Annotated in this window: 13 protein-coding genes; 7 read left to right on the forward strand and 6 right to left on the reverse strand. The window is 44.9% G+C overall.

Translation table 11 applies throughout. The annotated features are described in order from the left end of the window. Window positions 1-12: 12 nt before the first annotated feature. The 5 genes from AACU28_RS15570 to AACU28_RS15590 all read right to left on the reverse strand — a co-directional run bounded on the left by AACU28_RS15570 (window position 13) and on the right by AACU28_RS15590 (window position 5,164). Window positions 13-534: an Hcp family type VI secretion system effector gene (locus AACU28_RS15570; protein ID WP_065111266.1), complete on the reverse strand. Its 522-nt coding sequence runs from the start codon at window positions 532-534 to the stop codon at window positions 13-15. A gap of 32 nt (window positions 535-566) precedes the next feature. Then, entirely contained in the window at window positions 567-2,033 is a 1,467-nt protein-coding gene (locus AACU28_RS15575) for a type VI secretion system protein TssA (protein WP_102540882.1), read from the reverse strand. Window positions 2,034-2,252: 219 nt separating this feature from the next. Continuing rightward, window positions 2,253-2,552 (reverse strand): PAAR domain-containing protein, encoded by a 300-nt coding sequence (locus tag AACU28_RS15580; protein ID WP_121603186.1) that lies wholly within the window; start codon window positions 2,550-2,552, stop codon window positions 2,253-2,255. A gap of 8 nt (window positions 2,553-2,560) precedes the next feature. After that, window positions 2,561-3,121 (reverse strand): DUF6931 family protein, encoded by a 561-nt coding sequence (locus tag AACU28_RS15585; RefSeq protein ID WP_121603187.1) that lies wholly within the window; start codon window positions 3,119-3,121, stop codon window positions 2,561-2,563. A 60-nt stretch (window positions 3,122-3,181) separates the two neighbouring features. Next, a complete protein-coding gene (locus tag AACU28_RS15590) occupies window positions 3,182-5,164 on the reverse strand; it encodes a type VI secretion system Vgr family protein (protein ID WP_121603188.1) in 1,983 nt (660 codons plus the stop codon). A 372-nt stretch (window positions 5,165-5,536) separates the two neighbouring features. Here AACU28_RS15590 and AACU28_RS15595 point away from each other — a divergent pair, with 372 nt between their 5' ends. Then, window positions 5,537-8,707 (forward strand): HD domain-containing phosphohydrolase, encoded by a 3,171-nt coding sequence (locus AACU28_RS15595; protein ID WP_121603189.1) that lies wholly within the window; start codon window positions 5,537-5,539, stop codon window positions 8,705-8,707. A gap of 31 nt (window positions 8,708-8,738) precedes the next feature. On the opposite strand, the gene AACU28_RS15600 is transcribed toward AACU28_RS15595, so the two are convergent. Further along, window positions 8,739-9,503 carry an AraC family transcriptional regulator gene (locus AACU28_RS15600; protein WP_017093989.1) on the reverse strand — a complete coding sequence of 255 codons (765 nt, stop codon included), beginning with the start codon at window positions 9,501-9,503 and terminating at the stop codon, window positions 8,739-8,741. A 98-nt stretch (window positions 9,504-9,601) separates the two neighbouring features. Between AACU28_RS15600 and AACU28_RS15605 the strand changes: the two genes are divergently transcribed. From AACU28_RS15605 to prpF, 6 genes are all read left to right on the forward strand, one after another. Beyond that, window positions 9,602-10,723: a multidrug effflux MFS transporter gene (locus AACU28_RS15605; RefSeq protein ID WP_146162380.1), complete on the forward strand. Its 1,122-nt coding sequence runs from the start codon at window positions 9,602-9,604 to the stop codon at window positions 10,721-10,723. A gap of 379 nt (window positions 10,724-11,102) precedes the next feature. Then, window positions 11,103-11,822, forward strand: coding sequence for a GntR family transcriptional regulator (locus AACU28_RS15610; RefSeq protein ID WP_017071741.1), 720 nt, complete (start codon window positions 11,103-11,105; stop codon window positions 11,820-11,822). Window positions 11,823-11,918: 96 nt separating this feature from the next. After that, window positions 11,919-12,815 (forward strand): methylisocitrate lyase, encoded by an 897-nt coding sequence (prpB, locus tag AACU28_RS15615; protein ID WP_009846616.1) that lies wholly within the window; start codon window positions 11,919-11,921, stop codon window positions 12,813-12,815. 147 nt (window positions 12,816-12,962) lie between these two features. Beyond that, the gene (gene prpC, locus AACU28_RS15620) at window positions 12,963-14,177 is read left to right on the forward strand and encodes a bifunctional 2-methylcitrate synthase/citrate synthase (RefSeq protein ID WP_121603190.1); all 1,215 of its coding nucleotides are present in this window, start codon (window positions 12,963-12,965) and stop codon (window positions 14,175-14,177) included. Window positions 14,178-14,278: 101 nt separating this feature from the next. After that, the gene (acnD, locus tag AACU28_RS15625; RefSeq protein ID WP_121603191.1) at window positions 14,279-16,915 is read left to right on the forward strand and encodes a Fe/S-dependent 2-methylisocitrate dehydratase AcnD; all 2,637 of its coding nucleotides are present in this window, start codon (window positions 14,279-14,281) and stop codon (window positions 16,913-16,915) included. A gap of 9 nt (window positions 16,916-16,924) precedes the next feature. Then, complete coding sequence (gene prpF, locus AACU28_RS15630; RefSeq protein WP_121603192.1) at window positions 16,925-18,097, forward strand: 2-methylaconitate cis-trans isomerase PrpF; 1,173 nt, start codon at window positions 16,925-16,927, stop codon at window positions 18,095-18,097. The last annotated feature ends 89 nt before the right edge of the window (window positions 18,098-18,186 follow it).

Raw genomic sequence — 18,186 nt, forward strand, 5'->3', positions numbered from 1 at the left:
CTCCTTGTTTAATTACTTAGCAGTTGAAGTGACTTTAGCTGTTGTAGCATCGAAGCCAACCTCAGGGCCTTTCTCGATCTTACCGCCGTCGGATTCAATGTAGTAAGCCTTAGAAATTTCAGTGTAGGTTAGGCTGAAAGATTCGCTTGGAAGTGAACCGTCTGTGCCAGACATGTTGTAGCTAGACATACGAGCCATTTTTAGCGTTAGAATCAGGTATGGATCAGCACCAGAGCCTTCACGGTTTGGTTTTGTCATTACGATTTCAACGGTGCGACCTTCTGGACCCGGCGCATATAAGAAAGTGGTTAGATGAGGTGTTGCACCATCACAGCCACGAGTCATGTTGACTTCACCAAGAGCAACCATACCTTGGTCCGCATTGTTTGCATTACCTACATCGATACCAACACCACGTACTGCACTCCAAGAAACGCTATCAAGTGCAAAGAATCCATCTTTACCCCCGATCTTTTCTACTGTTGCTGCACCTTTTGGTGTCGTACCATCAATTCTCATAAAAATAGAAGCCATTACTTTCTCCTTGCTCAACGCATTAATGTGCTTTACCACTCAAAATCTTGCAGGCTGCTCGATGATGAGTTGGAAGTCGGTTCAGATGTTTGGTTTGTATCTGTCGTACTATTTGAACTATCAGGAACTGGCGATACTGCCGCTGGCTCTTCAATAGTCGGTGTTGCTACCGGAGTTCTCTCCGGAGCGGAAGTCATTACTGGAACGGATTTTCCTGACAAATCGGTTTTGTCTAGGTTGTCCATTCCTGTCATTTGATTGATCTGGGCGATGACACTTTCATTGCCAACCATTTCTTGAAGTAACTCTGGGAAGCTCATGTAGCCCCAACGAATTGAACGCTCGAGTAAGAATGCAATAGGGCTATGAGGTTCTGTTTCTTTAAAGTACTCAGCGATTTTTCTAATTTCTTGAAACGCATGATCGCGATTAACAATGCCGTTAATGCTCGAGACGTTTTGGACAATCGTTTGAGTTTGGTTTTGGGAGGCAAGGCTGTTTAGTGCTTGGGCTTGCCCGTCACTAGCCACGCTTCCGTTACCTTGGTTTACCGGATTAGTTGCCCCTGAATTTTGGCTTGTCTCAGTGGCTAAACTTGAGTCAATAGAGGTATCACTTGCTTGCTGGGGTGCCGAATGTATCGAATCGTCTTGTTGAGGTACTTCTGTTGAGTTTTGGATAACGTGGAAGTTGTCATCCAAAGGCCAAGGCGCGAATTTTTCTCCAACAAGAAAATGTATCGCTTTAATCAGATCACGTACGTTGGTCTTGATGAAGTTGAAACTGATAACGGTTGCGCCAATAGCTTGGCATTTTTCAGCTAAGTTTTTCTCAGCAACCTCTAATTCACTAAATATACTCGCAAGTTGATAGAGTGTTTCTGAAACGCTTTGATCAAATGAACCTAACGCTGTTTCTTTTAGTTCTGCAATGTTGCCTTTACGCTCTGCAGTGAGGTAATCACCAAAAGTAACGCCCGCGCAAAAATCAAGCATTTGAAAAGGAATATAAACGGAGCTCGAATCAACAGACTCACCAACGAGTTGAAGTAGGGGTTTAGTTTTAAATTCAGTGATTTCCTTCGCTTTCCCTGCATCGTCAGAAGCTTTGAGTTTAGCCTCCGGAAGCATTGGGTTTAGCGTATCCCAAAATTGGTCGATGAAAAGGTTTAAAGCAGGGATAGCATTAGCAAGGTTATGAAATGGCTGAGATGTAAAAAGTTGGCTCGTGATGTACCAACCTAATATCTCTAAGTCTTTTGACTGTGAAGTTAGTGTTTCTTCTGAAACCTTTCTCAACTCAGCCCAGTTTTTTGTATTGGCATCCACGATAGCAGGATCAGACGATGCATCAGGCGTTTCAACTAACTGTCGAAATGAGGATTGAGCGCTATTGTAAACGTTTCTCAAACTGCGATAGGCACTTCGATCTAACTTCAAATAAGAGCCTGAAGGCTCTTCATCCGAGATTGGAACAAGTAGGTGAACGATTTCTGTCATATACATCCTGTAAAAATCTATTGTTATCCCGATCGCACCAAAGTGTCATATTTGATACATAATCCTTATGTTTCGTAAACACTTGTTAACATTTATTAATTCTAGAGCTTTTTCGTGAAAAGTCTCATGCAAAATAGATATTTACTTAAAACTTTGAACTTCATCTAAGAAAGTGGACCGATGTCACGGTTTTTTGAAACCCCATGAAAAGTAAGGTATTTAGCCCCCAATCATCACAGTAGGCATACCCAGAACAATAGTACCGCCGTGACTGGTTGTATCGCCCATACGTGCCGCTGGTTTACTCATTATGAGCACAGTGGCACTGCCTTTGATGATGCTATCGGGAGGGCCAACACAAACGCACATGTCCCCAAGTGTCGCGGCTGGCATATTGCCAATTAAAACCGTCGGTACACCGGGGCAACTGATTGGCCCGCCTACGTGAGGGATAGGTGGAACAGCGGGTGTCTGCATTGGGCAAACATGCATATCGGTTAATCGTGCGGCTAACGTCATCGTAACTCCTATGCCTTACTGCCTTTGGCAAGCTCAAGAGCAATACCAATGGATTTCTTATAGTACTCGTCGGTTTTATCCCAATTTGGTAGAGCAGCAGAGTGATTGATCGCACCTGCTACCGCCTTAGAGTATAGAAAAGGATCTGGGAGAACCGTTGGCAAATCTGGTGCAACAATACTGCCAGACCCGTTCCAAAATACGGCTTGAGCTAACCAAGAAGGCCCGCAATTTAATTTGAGCTTATTAGAGAATAGTTCACTCTTGCGCCTTTGCTCTTCTGATGGTGATTTGACCCAAGCTTTGGCTGTGGAAATACATTGCTTCTGCATTGCTGACCAAACGTCATTTCTTGCATCGAGCGTGTGCGCTCCCCACCAAATGGCTTCTCGAACCGGCAACCCGTGAGCCAGGAGTTGAACCAAATCGAAATAGAGCTCGTTTTCCAACAACGTTTCAATGGAGTCATCAACATTGAGCTCTTCATCGATCAGCGCTTGAGCTTCATCAGAGCTTGAGAATCTATCGAGCAATTGTCGGCCTGACTGATACGGAATCTTTTTATACATGTTTTCGTTCTACCTAAATTTGTGCTTTGGTGTGGTTTAAGTACTAGCGTTTTGAATTTGCTAATTAACCTTAACAATCGCACCTTTTAACTCACCCATCACGCCACCATCGAAAGTGCCTTTTAGTCCGGATTTAAACTCAGCACTTAATGAACCTTCAGCTGAGAGGGTGGTATCGGCTTTAATCGCGACACTGAGACCTTTAATGCTGTTGGAGCTCGTAGCTTCTAGAGCTGTCGTCACACCGGAGATCTTGTTTGCAGATGTAGCCTTACTGGTCACGTTCATCCCTTCGAGGTTGAGCGCACTGCTGGCTTTGATATCAATGTTGCTGGCTTCGATACTGATTGAAGATGAAGACATGGTGATCTTACTTGAACCAACGGTCAGCTCTATCTTGTCATCGGCTTCAAGTGAAATGGATTTACCTTTCTCACTGATCGCTTTATCCGAGGTAAGTGTGTAGTTATCTTCTGTTGAGACGGTAACTTGCTTGGTGGTTTTTTGAAGCAACTCACCTTTGATTGTCTCAGTCAGGTTGTTCTCGACTTCTTTGGTGAAGTCTTTGGTCGCGTGCATGTACAACAGCTCATTGTCTTTCTTGTCATCGAAATAGAGCTCATTCGCTAAGCCACTTAATTTGGTGCTAATGCCTGTTTTTGTGGCGTTCGCCTCTTTGTAAGGTGGCGGATTTTTACTGTTATAAACGCTTCCGGTGATAATCGGTTGGTCAGGGTCGCCATCAATGAAGCTGACTAATACCTCTTGTCCGACTCTCGGAATAAACTGAGTACCGTAACCGCTGCCTGCCATCATCTGAGCGACACGCACATAGCAACTTGTTTTGTCGCCAGAGGCTTCGGTATCCCAATGAAATTGAATGCGCACGCGGCCTTGATCGTCTTGATTGATTTCACCTGCCGTACTGCCTGCGACAATCGCGCTTTGCAGACCGTGTATTTTCGCTTTGTCTCTCGGTGACGGGTAATTAGGAATTGATGTATCGAGTAGGGTCAGTTGGGTCTCACAGTGATTATCTGTGTTGTATCGAATGTGAAGTTCTGTGACCAGATAATCGCCGAGTTGAGACTTGTCTAAATGGGAAGATAATGAGAACCAAGTTCCTAATTCAAATGAATCGTGTTGAGCTTCGGCTTCAACGGTTTGATAACTTTGTTCGAGCTGTTCGATTCGCCTTTTAACTAGGTTACTGGCGAGATCCTCCATGCCGCCAGTGATACCAAGGTTAGGGTAAAACTGCTTGGTCAACTTGGTGTTGTTGGCGATCTTATGACTGGATTTTTTCTCTTTGCTGCTCACCAATTTGGTTTGTGAGTAGTCGTAGCTGGTTAGCTCAATGCTAGCACCATGAAATTGCCCTTGTGGCATCCATTTGTTGATTAATGGATTACTGCCTGATGGGACCTCAATCATGTCGAGTTTGCTAGCATCGGATTTTTGAAAGGGGCTTTGAGCATCTTGCAGCATCATTAGGTGGTCGGAATCGCTGTGTTGGAAAAAGTAGTGAACGCCTTCCTCAGCGAGTAATCGGGTTACGAAATCAAAATCGCTTTCATCGTATTGAACGCAATATTCACGTTTAGACGAAGGCATGGTGCCCGTCTTATAAGATCCACTGAAGCCAGCTTGGGTTAACACGTCTGAAATGATGTCTTTCGTTGATTGGTTTTGGTAAACGCGGAAAGAGTGGGTGTGCTTCAATAACCAGAACCAAGGCCTTAGAGTGACGCGGTAACTAGAGTACTGTAGGTTACCGTCCATACCCAGTAATTGAACCTGGGTAACAATACCGTTGAATACTCGGGTAGCGGTCAAGTTATCGGTGTCATTAACGAAGCGAGTGATAGAGAGCTTTTGCCCCAATTGATCATCGACCACAAAGCTTTTTGAGATGATGGTTAGTTCGATTTTAAAAGGCTTCGATAAGTACTCAGAAATAGCAAAATCGCTGACTGCATGCTCGTTGCTTTTAGAATCTTTTGCCACAATAGTGCTGGCAGAAGGGGAGAAATTATCCGTCATAGGCTCGCCTGATAATGCTCGAAGGTGTCCTGACATAAGGTTATGTCGATACTAACGAACTGACTTGATGTTAAAACTTTATATCTAAATTTATAGCATAAAGTAAATAATATAATAAGCATCATAACAAAGGCGTGAGGTGTTTCCATTTTATGAAAACAAATACCATTAATTTAATTATGGTAATTACTTGCTGGTTTATATTGTTAAATGTCATTTAAATACGAGGTTATTGCGACGCAGAGGGGGATATAAGGAGATCTTAAATTATATATAGAATAATGTGTTGCTAGAGACAGTATGCCGTAGTAATAATATAAATATTGCTAGCATGTTACATTTCTGGGCTAGTGGTTATTCAAGGATAGAATAATGGCAAACACAAAAATCTCGTTGCGGTTTACCGTTGGAGGGATGTTTTTACTTGCGACGGTGCTGACGGCGATCGTGGCAGTTTCACTTCAGTACTACTTCAGTAAGAAAATGGCGACCGAACATACTTTGTCGAAGTTGACCATGGTATCTCAGGATTTAAGCGACTATATCGGCAATGTCGATTCAGATGCGATAAATACCGCTCGCTTACTCTCTTCAGTGCATCGATCTATTAGTCATCAAATCTCTCGGGAAGAGTCGCGTGGGATCCTCTCTGAAGCAATAAAAGACAACCCTCTGTTTTACAGTATTTATATCGGTTCTTCTAACGAACGCTTCTTCCAAATTATCAATCTGGAATCCTCCCCTTTTGTTAGAGAAAAAATTGGTGCCGATCGCTCAGACCGCTGGGTCGTGATCGAGATCAGCGACAGAGAAGCCGGCCGTATCCGTACGACTAAGTATTACGACCTTGAGTTTAACCTCCGAGACTCAAAGACTGAGCCAAGCAATTACTTTCCTACGACACGGCCTTGGTATATCTCTGCGAATACGGAGGTTGTTGAGAAAACACAGCCTTATCTTTTCCAACATCTCCAGATCACGGGCCAAACGTATTCTCTAGCCTTTGAATCAAAAGCTGCTGGCGATACGCAACATGTAATAGGTATAGATATCGTGTTGTCTTCTTTGGCAAGCAAGTTATCGGCCAGTGCATTGGATCTTGATGAAGACAGTCAGGTTGAATCTTTCTTATACTCCAAATCCGGCAACATTATCGCGTCTAATTGCGATATTGAAACGACACAAGTGCTTCCTAAAGCGAGTGAAATCAAATGGTCTTCTGAGCAACAAGGCATCATAGAAAAAACACCACCTTTGCTGTTCTCGAATCAAAATGATTGGGGTCCGATGGATTTCTCTGTATCTGGAGAACCACACGGCTACGCGATTGATCTCTTGAAAATGATCAGTGAAATGAGCGGGGTTAGGTTTGAATTTGTGAATGGCTTTTCGTGGGCGGAGTTAACTGGCAAGTTTCATGAAGGAAGCATTGATGGACTGCATTCGATTCAGAACTACGAAAGCAATGGCGTGAAAGGTTTATACACTGACGCTATCTATGAACTACCTTTCTCTGTTGTCACTCGAGACGACGTTCAAACCCTATCAAATTACGTTGAACTTGAAGGTGAAAAAGTTGCGATTCTATCAGGGTGGTCGATTACACCTCAATTGAGAGCCGACTTCCCAAATATCGAGCTTGTTGAGTTTTCCGACATGGAATCGGCATTGGATGCTGTTGAAAATGGTGAATATTTTGCGGTACTCGATGCTAAGCCCGTGCTGTCGTTTTCATTGGATAAGTTTTTCCATGCAAACCTCAAAGTGAATGAAGCGCTATTGGACTTGAAAGCGAGCTATCCAAACCAGTTTCACATTGTGCTACAGAATAAACATCAACAGCTATTACCAATCCTAAATCAAGCGATTCGTGCACTCGCTGATGAACAGAAAGCCGCATTATCTCAAAAGTGGTTTCAACATACGGCCCTAAATACAGGAACAACCATTCCTTATACTGAGCTCTATGATAGAACCGCGACAGCGACCACCGAAGGCGAAATGGTTAAGATTGTGCTCAATGGTGAAGCTAAGCGTTTATATCTGAAAAAGATTGAGACAGGCGAGCACTACTCTGAATATTTTGCAGTAGCGATACCAGAAGCGGAAATTTACAGCGCTGTGAACAAGCGAGTGGCGACCTCCATTGGCGTGACAGTGCTTCTTATGAGCCTAACCTTACCGGTAGCTTGGATCTTTGGTGCGCCAATTGTTCGTCCTATTCGTCAATTAAAAGCAGAGACGAGTAAGATTAAGCTGCGTGATTATGACAGCGTGACCGTGCTGGATACTCGAATTAAGGAAATATGGGAGTTGTCAGTTGCAGTCAAAGAGATGTCGACAGAACTCAAACAACATGAGCAAACTCAAGAGGCGTTTGTTGAGTCGTTTATCAAGCTCATCGCTCAAGCGATCGATGATAAGTCCGCTTATACGGCAGGGCATTGTAATCGTGTACCAGAACTCGGCTTGATGCTGGCTGACGCGGCGGAGCAATCACAATCAGAGCACTTCAAAGACTTTGAGTTTAAAAATGATGACGAACGCCGTGAGTTTAGGATTGCAGCTTGGCTTCATGATTGTGGCAAGATCACGACACCGGAACACATCGTCGATAAAGGTACGAAGCTAGAAGCGAACTACAACCGAATTCACGAGGTGAGAACTCGTTTTGAAGTACTTTGGCGTGATGCGGAAATCGCGGCTTTGAGAAAACAACTTGATGGTACGCTATCAACGCAACTGATAGCCGATGAGCTTGCGGCAACGAAGCAGCAGCTACAAGATGACTTTGCCTTTATCGCGATATCAAACGTTGGTGGCGAGTTTATGAGTGATGACAAAGTTGCTCGTATTCGTTCGATAGCTGAGACGACTTGGATCCGTAACTTTGATGATCAACTTGGTCTATCACCGATAGAAGCCTTGAATCGAGAGCCGATTTCAAGTTTGCCAGCGACAGAGCCGCTGTTAAGTGATAAGCCTGAACATATAGTGAAAAGAGATAGGCCGTTAGAGTTTGACCCGAAACATCAAATCAAAATGGATGTGCCGGAGCACCTATACAACTTAGGCGAAGTCTACAATCTGAGCATTGCACGTGGCACGTTAACTGCTGAAGACAGGTTCAAGATAAATGAGCATATGCTTGGCACGATTAAGATGCTTGAGAACCTGCCATTCCCGAAAGAACTAAGCCGTGTTCCTCGCTATGCTTCGACGCACCATGAAACACTCAAAGGCACTGGGTATCCAAGGAGGTTGACTGGCGACGATCTTTCAATTCCAGAACGTATTCTCGTGATATCGGATATTTTTGAGGCGCTAACTGCTGCGGATAGGCCGTACAAGAAAGCGAAGCCGATTAGTGTGGCTGTCGATATCATGTACAAAATGGCGTTGGACGAGCATCTCGATATAGAACTGTTTAGGTTGTTTCTAACTAGCGGGACACATATCCGTTATGCCGAAACGTATTTAAAACCGGAACAGATCGATCATGTAGACCTATCAAAATATGTAGTTGAAGGCGTCGCTGCTTAACTTTGCCAGAAAGCATGAATGGCTGTTGACCTCACTTCATGTAGTGAGTGGGGGTTTCTCCGGTGTGTTGCTTAAAGAAATGAATAAACGCACTGTCACTGGAGAACTCTAACTCGTGGGCAACCGCAGAGACACTCTTTTTTTCTGACAATTGTTCAATGGCACTTAACAGCCTCCACTGTTGACGCCAAGCTTGGTAAGGCATCCCCGTTTCTTTGATGAATAATCGGCTAACGGTCTTGCTGCTTGCTCCAATATGCTTGGCCATTTCATTGAGTGGTTGAGGTAACTGTGTTCCTAGTTTTACTTTTTCTAACCACAACGCTAATCGTTTATCTTTGGGTAAAGGCAGCGTTAGCTCGTACCTTTCTGCGTAAGAAAGCTCCTCGCAACACAACGCCAATGTGTTTTGTTGCTCTTCACTAGGTTTATCCCAATCCCAAAAAGCCATTCGTTCGATCAACTCCTTTAGTAGTGGTGTGACGTTAAGAATACTTAACTCTTCAGGCAAGTTTTTAATACGAAGAGGATCAAAATAAAGCGAGCGATAGGCCACGACATTGGTCATGGTTGCACAATGCTCAATTCCCGCGGGTATCCAGGCAACTTTGGTGGGCGGCAACACACAATGCATTCCGTCGAGGGTAATACTGATGCAACCGTGTGGTGCAAATAACAATTGTGCACGGTTGTGTGTATGCATACCAGAATCGTGCCTGCCGACTTGGGCGGCAATGCCGACAAAGGGATAGGGCATTCCATCAACATAAAAAGGTGTGTTGTCATCGATCAACATAATTTGTCCTTATTTTGATGTTTGTTGTTCTACTGTTGATATTTGAACACAAATGGAATCCATATACTTCTCTTATTCCAGTTTTAGAAGAGAATAATATGAATAAAAAACCCCATATGGGACTGATCATCATTCTGCTGATGTTCCCCCAAATTGTTGAAACTATCTACAGCCCAGTATTGCCGCACTTAGTTGATTATTTTGGTGTATCAATGGCAAGTGCAAGTCAAACCTTGTCGATTTACTTTATTGCTTTTGCTGTGGGTGTTGTTTTTTGGGGGCGAGTTTCTGATCTTATTGGCCGCAGAAAAGCGATGTTGTGTGGTTTGTTTACTTATGGCGTTGGTTGCCTGTTAGCCATCACGGCAACTCAATTTGATATGGTCATGATTGCGCGGGTTGTTTCAGCTTTTGGGGCAGCGGTAGGCTCAGTTATTGGTCAAACAATACTGCGAGATAGCTATGAAGGCAAAGAGCTAGGGAAAGTGTTTTCGCTAGCAATTGTTGCAGTATCAATCAGCCCTGTTGTTGGCTTAATGTCAGGAGGATTGATTGCTGAATATTTTGGACACTTAGTGGTGTTCAGTTTACTGCTTGTCATGGCTTTTATATTGCTGATCGTATCGGCCTTTTCTTTACCCGAAACGAAACCTGCTGATACTAAAACAGTCAGCTTTATTGGTATTTTCACGGTAATGCTAAAAGATAGGGATATTTGGAAAAGTGCGATTCTTGTGGCTTGCTTTAATGTCATGATGTTTAGCTATTATTCTTTAGCACCATTTATGTTCAGCCAATTTGGCTTAAGTTCCATAGAATTTGGTTACAGTGGCGTGATCTTGGCGGCTGCCTCCGTTTTAGGAAGCTCGATGAATAAACGATTGCTAGTAAAAGAATGGGGTTCCCAACGACTCATTCAGATCGCGGTGTTAATCAGCTTTGTTGGGGCTGTTCAGGTGTACTTTTACCAAGACAGCCTTTGGTTCCTGCTAGGAATGGCTGCTGTGGTTGTAGGGTTTGGTATGGCAAGTCCTAATATATTCAGTACGGCGTTGGTCAATTATAAACAGCAAGCAGGCACGGCAGGGGCGGTTCTAGGATTGTTTTATTACTGTTTAATTGGTGGGGGACTAGGGCTTGCTGGTGAGATTGGTAACTTAGGGGTAGTGCTAATAGGAATGTCGTTATTGGCAAGTACCATGTTGATGTCTCGTGATTAACCTATTTTGAGAGTGTTAACCTTGTGAATAATAAAGAGAGGCGATCATTGCTTCTCTTTTTTTTGGTCTAAATCGCTGATGAGTAAAAATGAATACTATATCTAAAAGGTGGATGGCAAGTTGTCGACACATCGATTTCTAATAATTGTAGGGTAAGTAAGGGTTTGTTGAGCCTCTCCTAGGTTAATTCATTTATTAACAGTTGGTTAAGTCATTATTTTCGTGTTTTCTAACAAACTTTATCGTCTATAAAAAATACTACCTTAGTCTAAATTGTCGACAATCTACTTGATTGTCGACAATTCGATCGTGTATTTTATGTTCATGTTATGAAATTGTTGACAGTTAGGGTCGGCAATCAGAAGTGAGCAGCGTGAATATGAATACTGCGATAAAAGATCTCACCTTAAGTGCAAACACGAAAACACGTGTGAGCGACAAAGAAAACACCAAGTCGGAAAATCTGACTGAGTACCTAGTTGAGGCGATTGTTAACGGTGAATTAGCACCGGGCAGTAAGATCTCGGAGCCTGAACTGGCTAAACGCTTCGAGGTAAGTCGAGGTCCATTACGTGAAGCGATAATGCGTGTGGAAGGGCTAGGGCTTATTGAGCGAATTCCTCATGTCGGCGCTCGAGTTATTACTTTTTCTGCAGACAAACTGCTAGAGCTTTACGCGGTGCGAGAGGCATTGGAAGGCATGGCGGCTCGCCTAGCAGCGCGACATATCACACAAGAAGAGCTTATCGGGCTTGAAGGCTTATTGTCGACACATTCTAAACATATCGATGAAGTCGAAGGTTCATCTTACTTCCATCAACATGGGGATTTCGATTTTCATTACCGCATTATCAAAGCGAGTCGTAACAGCAAATTAATTTCTCTGTTGTGTGACGAGCTTTATCACCTATTACGCATGTACCGCTATCAATCGCCTAGGGCTCAGTCTCGACCAAAAGAGGCGCTCGATGAACACAAATACATCCTACAAGCGATTCGTAATCGCGATGAAGAGCTAGCAGAAATGCTAATGCGACGACACATCTCGGGTAGTCGATTGCTTATAGAACAACAAATTCAATCCAAAGATCTTGATTAACAGGCGACTGGTATTTGCCAGCGGTTCTTTGCTGGCGAGAGCTAAACATCAGTAGTCATAAAGATTAGAAATAAACAATTAACAGGGAGCGTCATTATGAAGTTATCAGCAGGGGCTAAGTTCCGACAAGCTGTGCAAGACAACGACCCATTGCAGATCGTCGGCACGGTGAATCCGTATTGCGCGATGATGGCAAAGAACTTGGGGCATCAGGCGATCTATTTGTCTGGTGGAGGCATCGCCAATGCGTCTTACGGTTTACCTGATTTAGGTATTACGACATTGAACGATGTGTTGGTGGATGTTGAACGTATTACCAACGCGTGTGATCTGCCATTGCTGGTGGATATCGATACGGGATTTGGTGGCGCATTCAATATTGCACGTACGATTCGCGCTATGGAGAAGGCAGGCGCAGCTGCAATTCACATGGAAGATCAAGTGGCCCAGAAACGCTGTGGTCATCGACCAAATAAAGCGATTGTGAGCCAGCAAGAGATGGTCGATAGAGTCAAAGCGGCAACCGATGCTAGAACCGATGAGAGCTTTGTGATTATGGCGCGTACGGATGCATTGGCGGTTGAAGGCATTGATAGTGCGATTGAAAGGGCGATTGCTTGTGTTGAAGCGGGCGCTGACATGATTTTCCCTGAAGCTATGAATCAACTCGATCAATACGTGAAGTTCTCGGCAGCGCTGAAATCTGCAACGGGTAAACACGTGCCTATTTTGGCCAACATCACTGAGTTTGGCCAAACACCGCTCTATAACTGTAACGAGTTGGCCCAATCAAGTGTCGATATGGTGCTTTATCCACTGAGTGCATTCCGCGCGATGAACAAAGCGGCGGAGAATGTTTACAAGCACTTGTTAGTTGAAGGCAATCAAGAAGCTCTGTTGGATTCAATGCAAACCCGTAAAGAGCTTTACGAACACCTTAATTACCACGACTACGAGAACAAGCTTGATCAGTTGTTTTCAAGTGAAGGGTAAAACCAGTTTCAATTAATCAAAAATCAACTTAATCCAATAACGTGAAATGGTTAGTCGCCATATCCAGTACCGATGATAAAGATCACCGGACACATAAACAGGCAGCACCAAAGAGTGCAGGCGGCTAACACAGAAAAGGAGTTCACCATGTCTGTATCTTTGAGTGATAAAGCAGCTGTCGATAAGGCTTCAACAGAAAACCAACAACAAAGCGCAATAAAAGCAAGTGCACCAGTAAGCGCACCTGCAATCGGTGGTGCTGGTCTACGTGGCCAAAGTGCGGGAACTACGGCGCTATGTACCGTAGGCCAGTCAGGAACTGGCTTAACCTACCGTGGTTATGATATTACCGACCTTGCTAATCATGCTCAGTTCGAAGAAGTGGCGCATCTGCTACTAAGAGGCCACTTACCCACTGAAAAAGAGCTCGATGACTACAAAGCCTTGTTAGTTGGTCTGCGCGGCTTGCCTCGACCTTTGAAAGCGGCCTTAGAACTGATCCCTGCAGACGCTCATCCGATGGATGTGATGAGAACGGGTTGTTCAATGCTAGGTAATCTAGAGCAAGAGATTGATTTTTCTGAGCAACTGCCTGCGACTGAACGAATGCTCGCGCTTTTCCCTGCCATTATTTGTTATTGGTACCGCTTTAGCCATGATGGCGTGCGAATTGATACTGAAGATCAAAGCGAAGCATGTCTGGGTGGCTACTTCTTGAAAATGCTAACGGATAAAGCGCCTAGTGAACTTCATAAGAAGGTGATGCACTGCTCGCTAACTCTTTACGCGGAACATGAGTTTAATGCTTCAACCTTTGCGGCTCGTGTGTGTGCATCCACACTGTCAGATATCCACTCCTGTGTCACCGCAGCGATTGGTACGTTGAGAGGTCCTTTACATGGCGGTGCGAATGAAGCGGCGATGGAAATGATCCAAGATTGGCAAACCGCTGATGAAGCAGAAACTAACATCATGCAGATGCTTGCTAACAAAGACAAAATCATGGGCTTCGGTCATGCCATTTATCGTGAAAGCGACCCGCGAAATGCTCTAATAAAGCGTTGGTCAAAAGAGTTAGCTCAAGAGGTGGGAGATGAACAGCTTTACGCCGTTTCAGAACGTGTTGAAGCGGTAATGAAGCGCGAGAAAGGCTTGTTCTGTAATGCGGACTTTTTCCACGCATCGGCCTACCACTTCATGGATATTCCAACCAAATTATTTACTCCGATCTTCGTGATGAGCCGCCTTACGGGTTGGACGGCGCACGTGTTCGAACAGAGAGAAAATAATCGCATCATTCGTCCAAGTGCAGACTACACCGGGCCAGAGCATCAAGACTGGCTACCAATCCATTTACGTTAGTCCTCTATATCGAGCCGACTTATATCTCGAGGTGACTTTTCTCTTCATGTGATAAGGCCTCGAGAACCAACGAATAGAATTTAACAGATAATGGTGGATGTATGTCTGATGTAAAACTTGAAAGAAACCAAGATCTTGATGAAAACAAGTATCGAAAGGTTCTACCGGGAACGGGCTTAGAATATTTCGACGCTTGCGAAGCGGTAGAAGCAATATCGCCGGGCAGTTATAAAACCTTGCCTTATACGTCGAGAGTATTGGCAGAGCAATTAGTAAGACGCTGTGATCCTGAAACCCTTGAAGACAGCTTAAAACAGATCATTGAACGCAAGAGCGACTTAGATTTTCCTTGGTATCCTGCGCGCGTTGTATGTCATGACATTCTTGGTCAAACAGCCCTAGTAGATTTGGCTGGATTAAGAGACGCGATTGCTGACCAAGGCGGAGACCCTGCCAAGGTGAACCCCGTTGTTGAAACCCAACTGATTGTTGATCACTCTCTGGCAGTGGAACACGCAGGCTTTGATAGCGAAGCGTTTGATAAAAACCGCGCGATTGAAGAGCGCAGAAACGAAGACCGTTTTCATTTTATTGAATGGTGTAAAACCGCGTTTAAAAACGTGAGTGTGATCCCTGCGGGTAACGGGATCATGCACCAGATTAACTTGGAGAAAATGTCTCCGGTTATTCAATCTAAAGAAGGCATCGCTTTCCCTGATACCTGTGTTGGTACCGATAGCCATACACCGCACGTTGATGCTCTGGGCGTTATTGCGATTGGTGTGGGCGGCTTGGAAGCTGAGACAGTGATGCTCGGTCGGCCATCGATGATGCGATTGCCTGATATTGTAGGCGTTAAACTGATGGGTCAACGACAAGAAGGGATAACTGCAACGGATATTGTGCTTGCGATTACTGAGTTCCTTCGCAATGAGAGAGTGGTCTCAAGCTATTTGGAATTCTTCGGTGAAGGGGCTCGTGCACTGACCATTGGTGACCGCGCAACCATCTCCAACATGACGCCAGAGTACGGTGCGACAGCGGGTATGTTCTATATCGATGAGCAGACTATTCAATACCTGAAACTCACTGGTCGAGAGCCTGAGCAGGTTGAACTAGTTGAACGCTACGCTAAGCAAGCTGGGCTATGGGCTGACGATCTCGATTCTGCTCAATATGAGCGTGTATTAGAGTTTGATTTATCGAAGGTCGAGCGCAATCTTGCAGGGCCATCCAATCCTCATCGCCGTTTACCAACCAGCGAACTTGCCAAGCAAGGTATCAGTCAAGCATCTTGGAAAGAGCAACACGCTGAACAATATTCCGATGACCAGATGCCAGATGGTGCCGTGATCATTGCGGCGATTACCTCTTGTACCAATACCAGTAACCCAAGAAATGTCGTCGCTGCCGCTTTGGTGGCTAAGAAAGCCAATCAGCTTGGATTAGTTCGTAAGCCTTGGGTGAAAACGTCATTTGCGCCAGGTTCTAAAGTTGCCAAGCTCTATCTCGAGTCGGCAGGTTTGCTTCCTGAGTTGGAACAATTAGGTTTTGGTATCGTAGGTTATGCGTGTACTACCTGTAACGGAATGAGTGGGGCGTTGGATCCTAAAATCCAACAAGAGATCATCGACCGCGATCTGTATTCAACCGCTGTGTTATCTGGGAACCGAAATTTCGATGGTCGAATCCATCCTTATGCCAAACAAGCGTTTTTAGCGTCACCGCCATTGGTTGTTGCTTATGCCTTAGCGGGTACGATTCGCTTTGATATCGAGAAAGACAGTCTAGGTACAGACAATAACGGCCAACCAATCTATTTAAGTGATTTATGGCCGAGTGATGCCGAGATCGATGCCGTTGTCGGTGAGCACGTTAAGCCTCAGCAATTCCAACAAATCTACGTGAAAATGTTCCAGCCAGACGAGGAACAGGCGACGACTGAACCGCTTTATGACTGGCGGCCTCAAAGTACCTATATTCGCAGACCACCTTATTGGGAAGGGGCTCTTGCGGGAGAACGAAGCCTATCTGGTATGAGACCTTTAGCGATTCTGGGTGACAACATCACCACAGATCACTTATCCCCTTCAAATGCGATTCTCGCTTCGAGCGCTGCGGGGGAATACCTCACCAAAATGGAAGTGCCGGAAGAGGATTTTAACTCTTACGCGACCCATCGAGGTGATCACTTAACCGCGCAACGAGCAACATTCGCCAACCCTAAGCTTTTTAACGAAATGGTGAAGGACGCTGGAGAAGTCGTGCAAGGTTCATTAGCAAGAGTTGAACCTGAGGGGCAGGTTACTCGCATGTGGGAAGCGATAGAAACCTACATGAACCGTAAACAGCCTTTGATTGTCGTGGCGGGTGCGGATTATGGACAAGGTTCATCACGTGACTGGGCTGCCAAAGGTGTGCGTTTAGCGGGTGTTGAAGTGATTGTGGCTGAAGGATTTGAAAGAATTCACAGAACCAACTTGGTTGGCATGGGTGTATTGCCTCTGCAGTTCAAAGTAGGAACGAATCGCAATACCTTAGAACTGGACGGCACCGAGCTTTACGACGTGTACGGCGACATTGAAGCAGGTTCTGATTTGGCTCTAGTCATCACTCGTAAAAACGGTGAAATGCTTGATGTTCCTGTGACCTGCCGACTAGACACCGCAGACGAAGTGAATGTTTATAGCGCTGGTGGCGTATTGCAACGTTTCGCCAAAGACTTTCTTGCAAATTAGGAGCTAGTTATGAACATCAAACAGATAAAAGTACCTGCTACCTATATGCGGGGTGGAACAAGCAAAGGTGTCTTTTTCAATTTAAGTGACTTACCTGAAGCTGCGCAAGTTGCCGGAGAAGCTCGAGACGCATTACTTCTGCGCGTGATTGGTAGTCCAGATCCTTATGGCAAACAAACCGATGGCATGGGTGGTGCAACATCCAGTACCAGTAAAACCGTTATTGTTTCGAAAAGCAGTAAAGCCGATCACGATGTTGATTACCTATTCGGCCAAGTAGCAATAGACAAGCCGTTCGTTGATTGGAGCGGTAACTGCGGCAATCTGTCTGCTGCAGTGGGCCCATTTGCTATTCATAGTGGCCTAGTCGACTCGAATCGTATTCCAGAAAACGGTGTGGTCGAGGTGCGAGTATGGCAAGTGAACATAGAGAAAACCATTATTGTTCATGTACCTATCGCTGGTGGTGAAGTCCAAGAACTGGGTGATTTTGAACTCGACGGTGTGACTTTCCCCGCCGCGGAGATCCAAGTTGATTTTCTAGACCCCACCGATGCGAGTGGCTCTATGTTCCCAACAGGGAATGTTGTCGATTTTTTAGATGTTCCCGATCTGGGTTGCATCAAAGCGACATACATTAATGCTGGGATACCCACCATTTTTGTTGATGCTGAATCGGTTGGTTACCAAGGCACTGAACTTCAATCAGATATCAATAGTGATACCAAAGCCTTGGCTCTGTTTGAATCCATACGAGCACATGGTGCAGTAGCGATGGGTCTTATCGATTCTTTAGAACAAGCTGAATCACGTCAACATACACCTAAAGTCGCGTTTGTTGCTAAGCCTCAAGCGTACCAAGCCTCCAGTGGTAAATCGGTTGCTGTCGAAGATACTGACCTTCTGGTGCGTGCTTTGTCTATGGGACAACTGCATCACGCTATGATGGGTACGGCAGCGGTCGCCATTGCTTCAGCGGCGAGTGTGCCAGGTACGTTAGTGAACTTGGCAGTCGGTGAGGGTTCCCGAGATTTTGTTACCTTTGGTCATCCATCAGGAACCTTAAAAGTGGGTGCTAAAGCTATTCAGACGGAAAGTGGGTGGAAAATAGAAAGGGCGATAATGAGTCGTAGTGCCCGAGTGATCATGGAAGGTGCCATCCGTGTGCCTTTTCCTAAGTAAAGCGATTGTCGTGAACGGTCAAATGTTCACGAACACAACGCTGAGAAAAGAGTGCACCCAAGTGACACTGCCAAAAGCTAGGCGCTTGG

It is taken from the genome of Vibrio sp. SBT000027, assembly GCF_963894355.1.
Classification (GTDB): Bacteria; Pseudomonadota; Gammaproteobacteria; order Enterobacterales; family Vibrionaceae; genus Vibrio; species Vibrio splendidus.

Excerpts from the sequence above, each read along its gene's own strand:
- AACU28_RS15570 (WP_065111266.1), bottom strand. The coding sequence starts at position 534 with ATGGCTTCTATTTTTATGAGAATTGATGGTACGACACCAAAAGGTGCA.
- AACU28_RS15590 (WP_121603188.1), bottom strand. The coding sequence starts at position 5,164 with ATGACGGATAATTTCTCCCCTTCTGCCAGCACTATTGTGGCAAAAGAT.
- prpB (WP_009846616.1), top strand. The coding sequence starts at position 11,919 with ATGAAGTTATCAGCAGGGGCTAAGTTCCGACAAGCTGTGCAAGACAAC.
- AACU28_RS15610 (WP_017071741.1), top strand. The coding sequence starts at position 11,103 with ATGAATACTGCGATAAAAGATCTCACCTTAAGTGCAAACACGAAAACA.
- acnD (WP_121603191.1), top strand. The coding sequence starts at position 14,279 with ATGTCTGATGTAAAACTTGAAAGAAACCAAGATCTTGATGAAAACAAG.
- AACU28_RS15580 (WP_121603186.1), bottom strand. The coding sequence starts at position 2,552 with ATGACGTTAGCCGCACGATTAACCGATATGCATGTTTGCCCAATGCAG.
- AACU28_RS15585 (WP_121603187.1), bottom strand. The coding sequence starts at position 3,121 with ATGTATAAAAAGATTCCGTATCAGTCAGGCCGACAATTGCTCGATAGA.
- AACU28_RS15600 (WP_017093989.1), bottom strand. The coding sequence starts at position 9,503 with ATGTTGATCGATGACAACACACCTTTTTATGTTGATGGAATGCCCTAT.
- AACU28_RS15575 (WP_102540882.1), bottom strand. The coding sequence starts at position 2,033 with ATGACAGAAATCGTTCACCTACTTGTTCCAATCTCGGATGAAGAGCCT.
- AACU28_RS15605 (WP_146162380.1), top strand. The coding sequence starts at position 9,602 with ATGAATAAAAAACCCCATATGGGACTGATCATCATTCTGCTGATGTTC.
- AACU28_RS15595 (WP_121603189.1), top strand. The coding sequence starts at position 5,537 with ATGGCAAACACAAAAATCTCGTTGCGGTTTACCGTTGGAGGGATGTTT.
- prpC (WP_121603190.1), top strand. The coding sequence starts at position 12,963 with ATGTCTGTATCTTTGAGTGATAAAGCAGCTGTCGATAAGGCTTCAACA.
- prpF (WP_121603192.1), top strand. The coding sequence starts at position 16,925 with ATGAACATCAAACAGATAAAAGTACCTGCTACCTATATGCGGGGTGGA.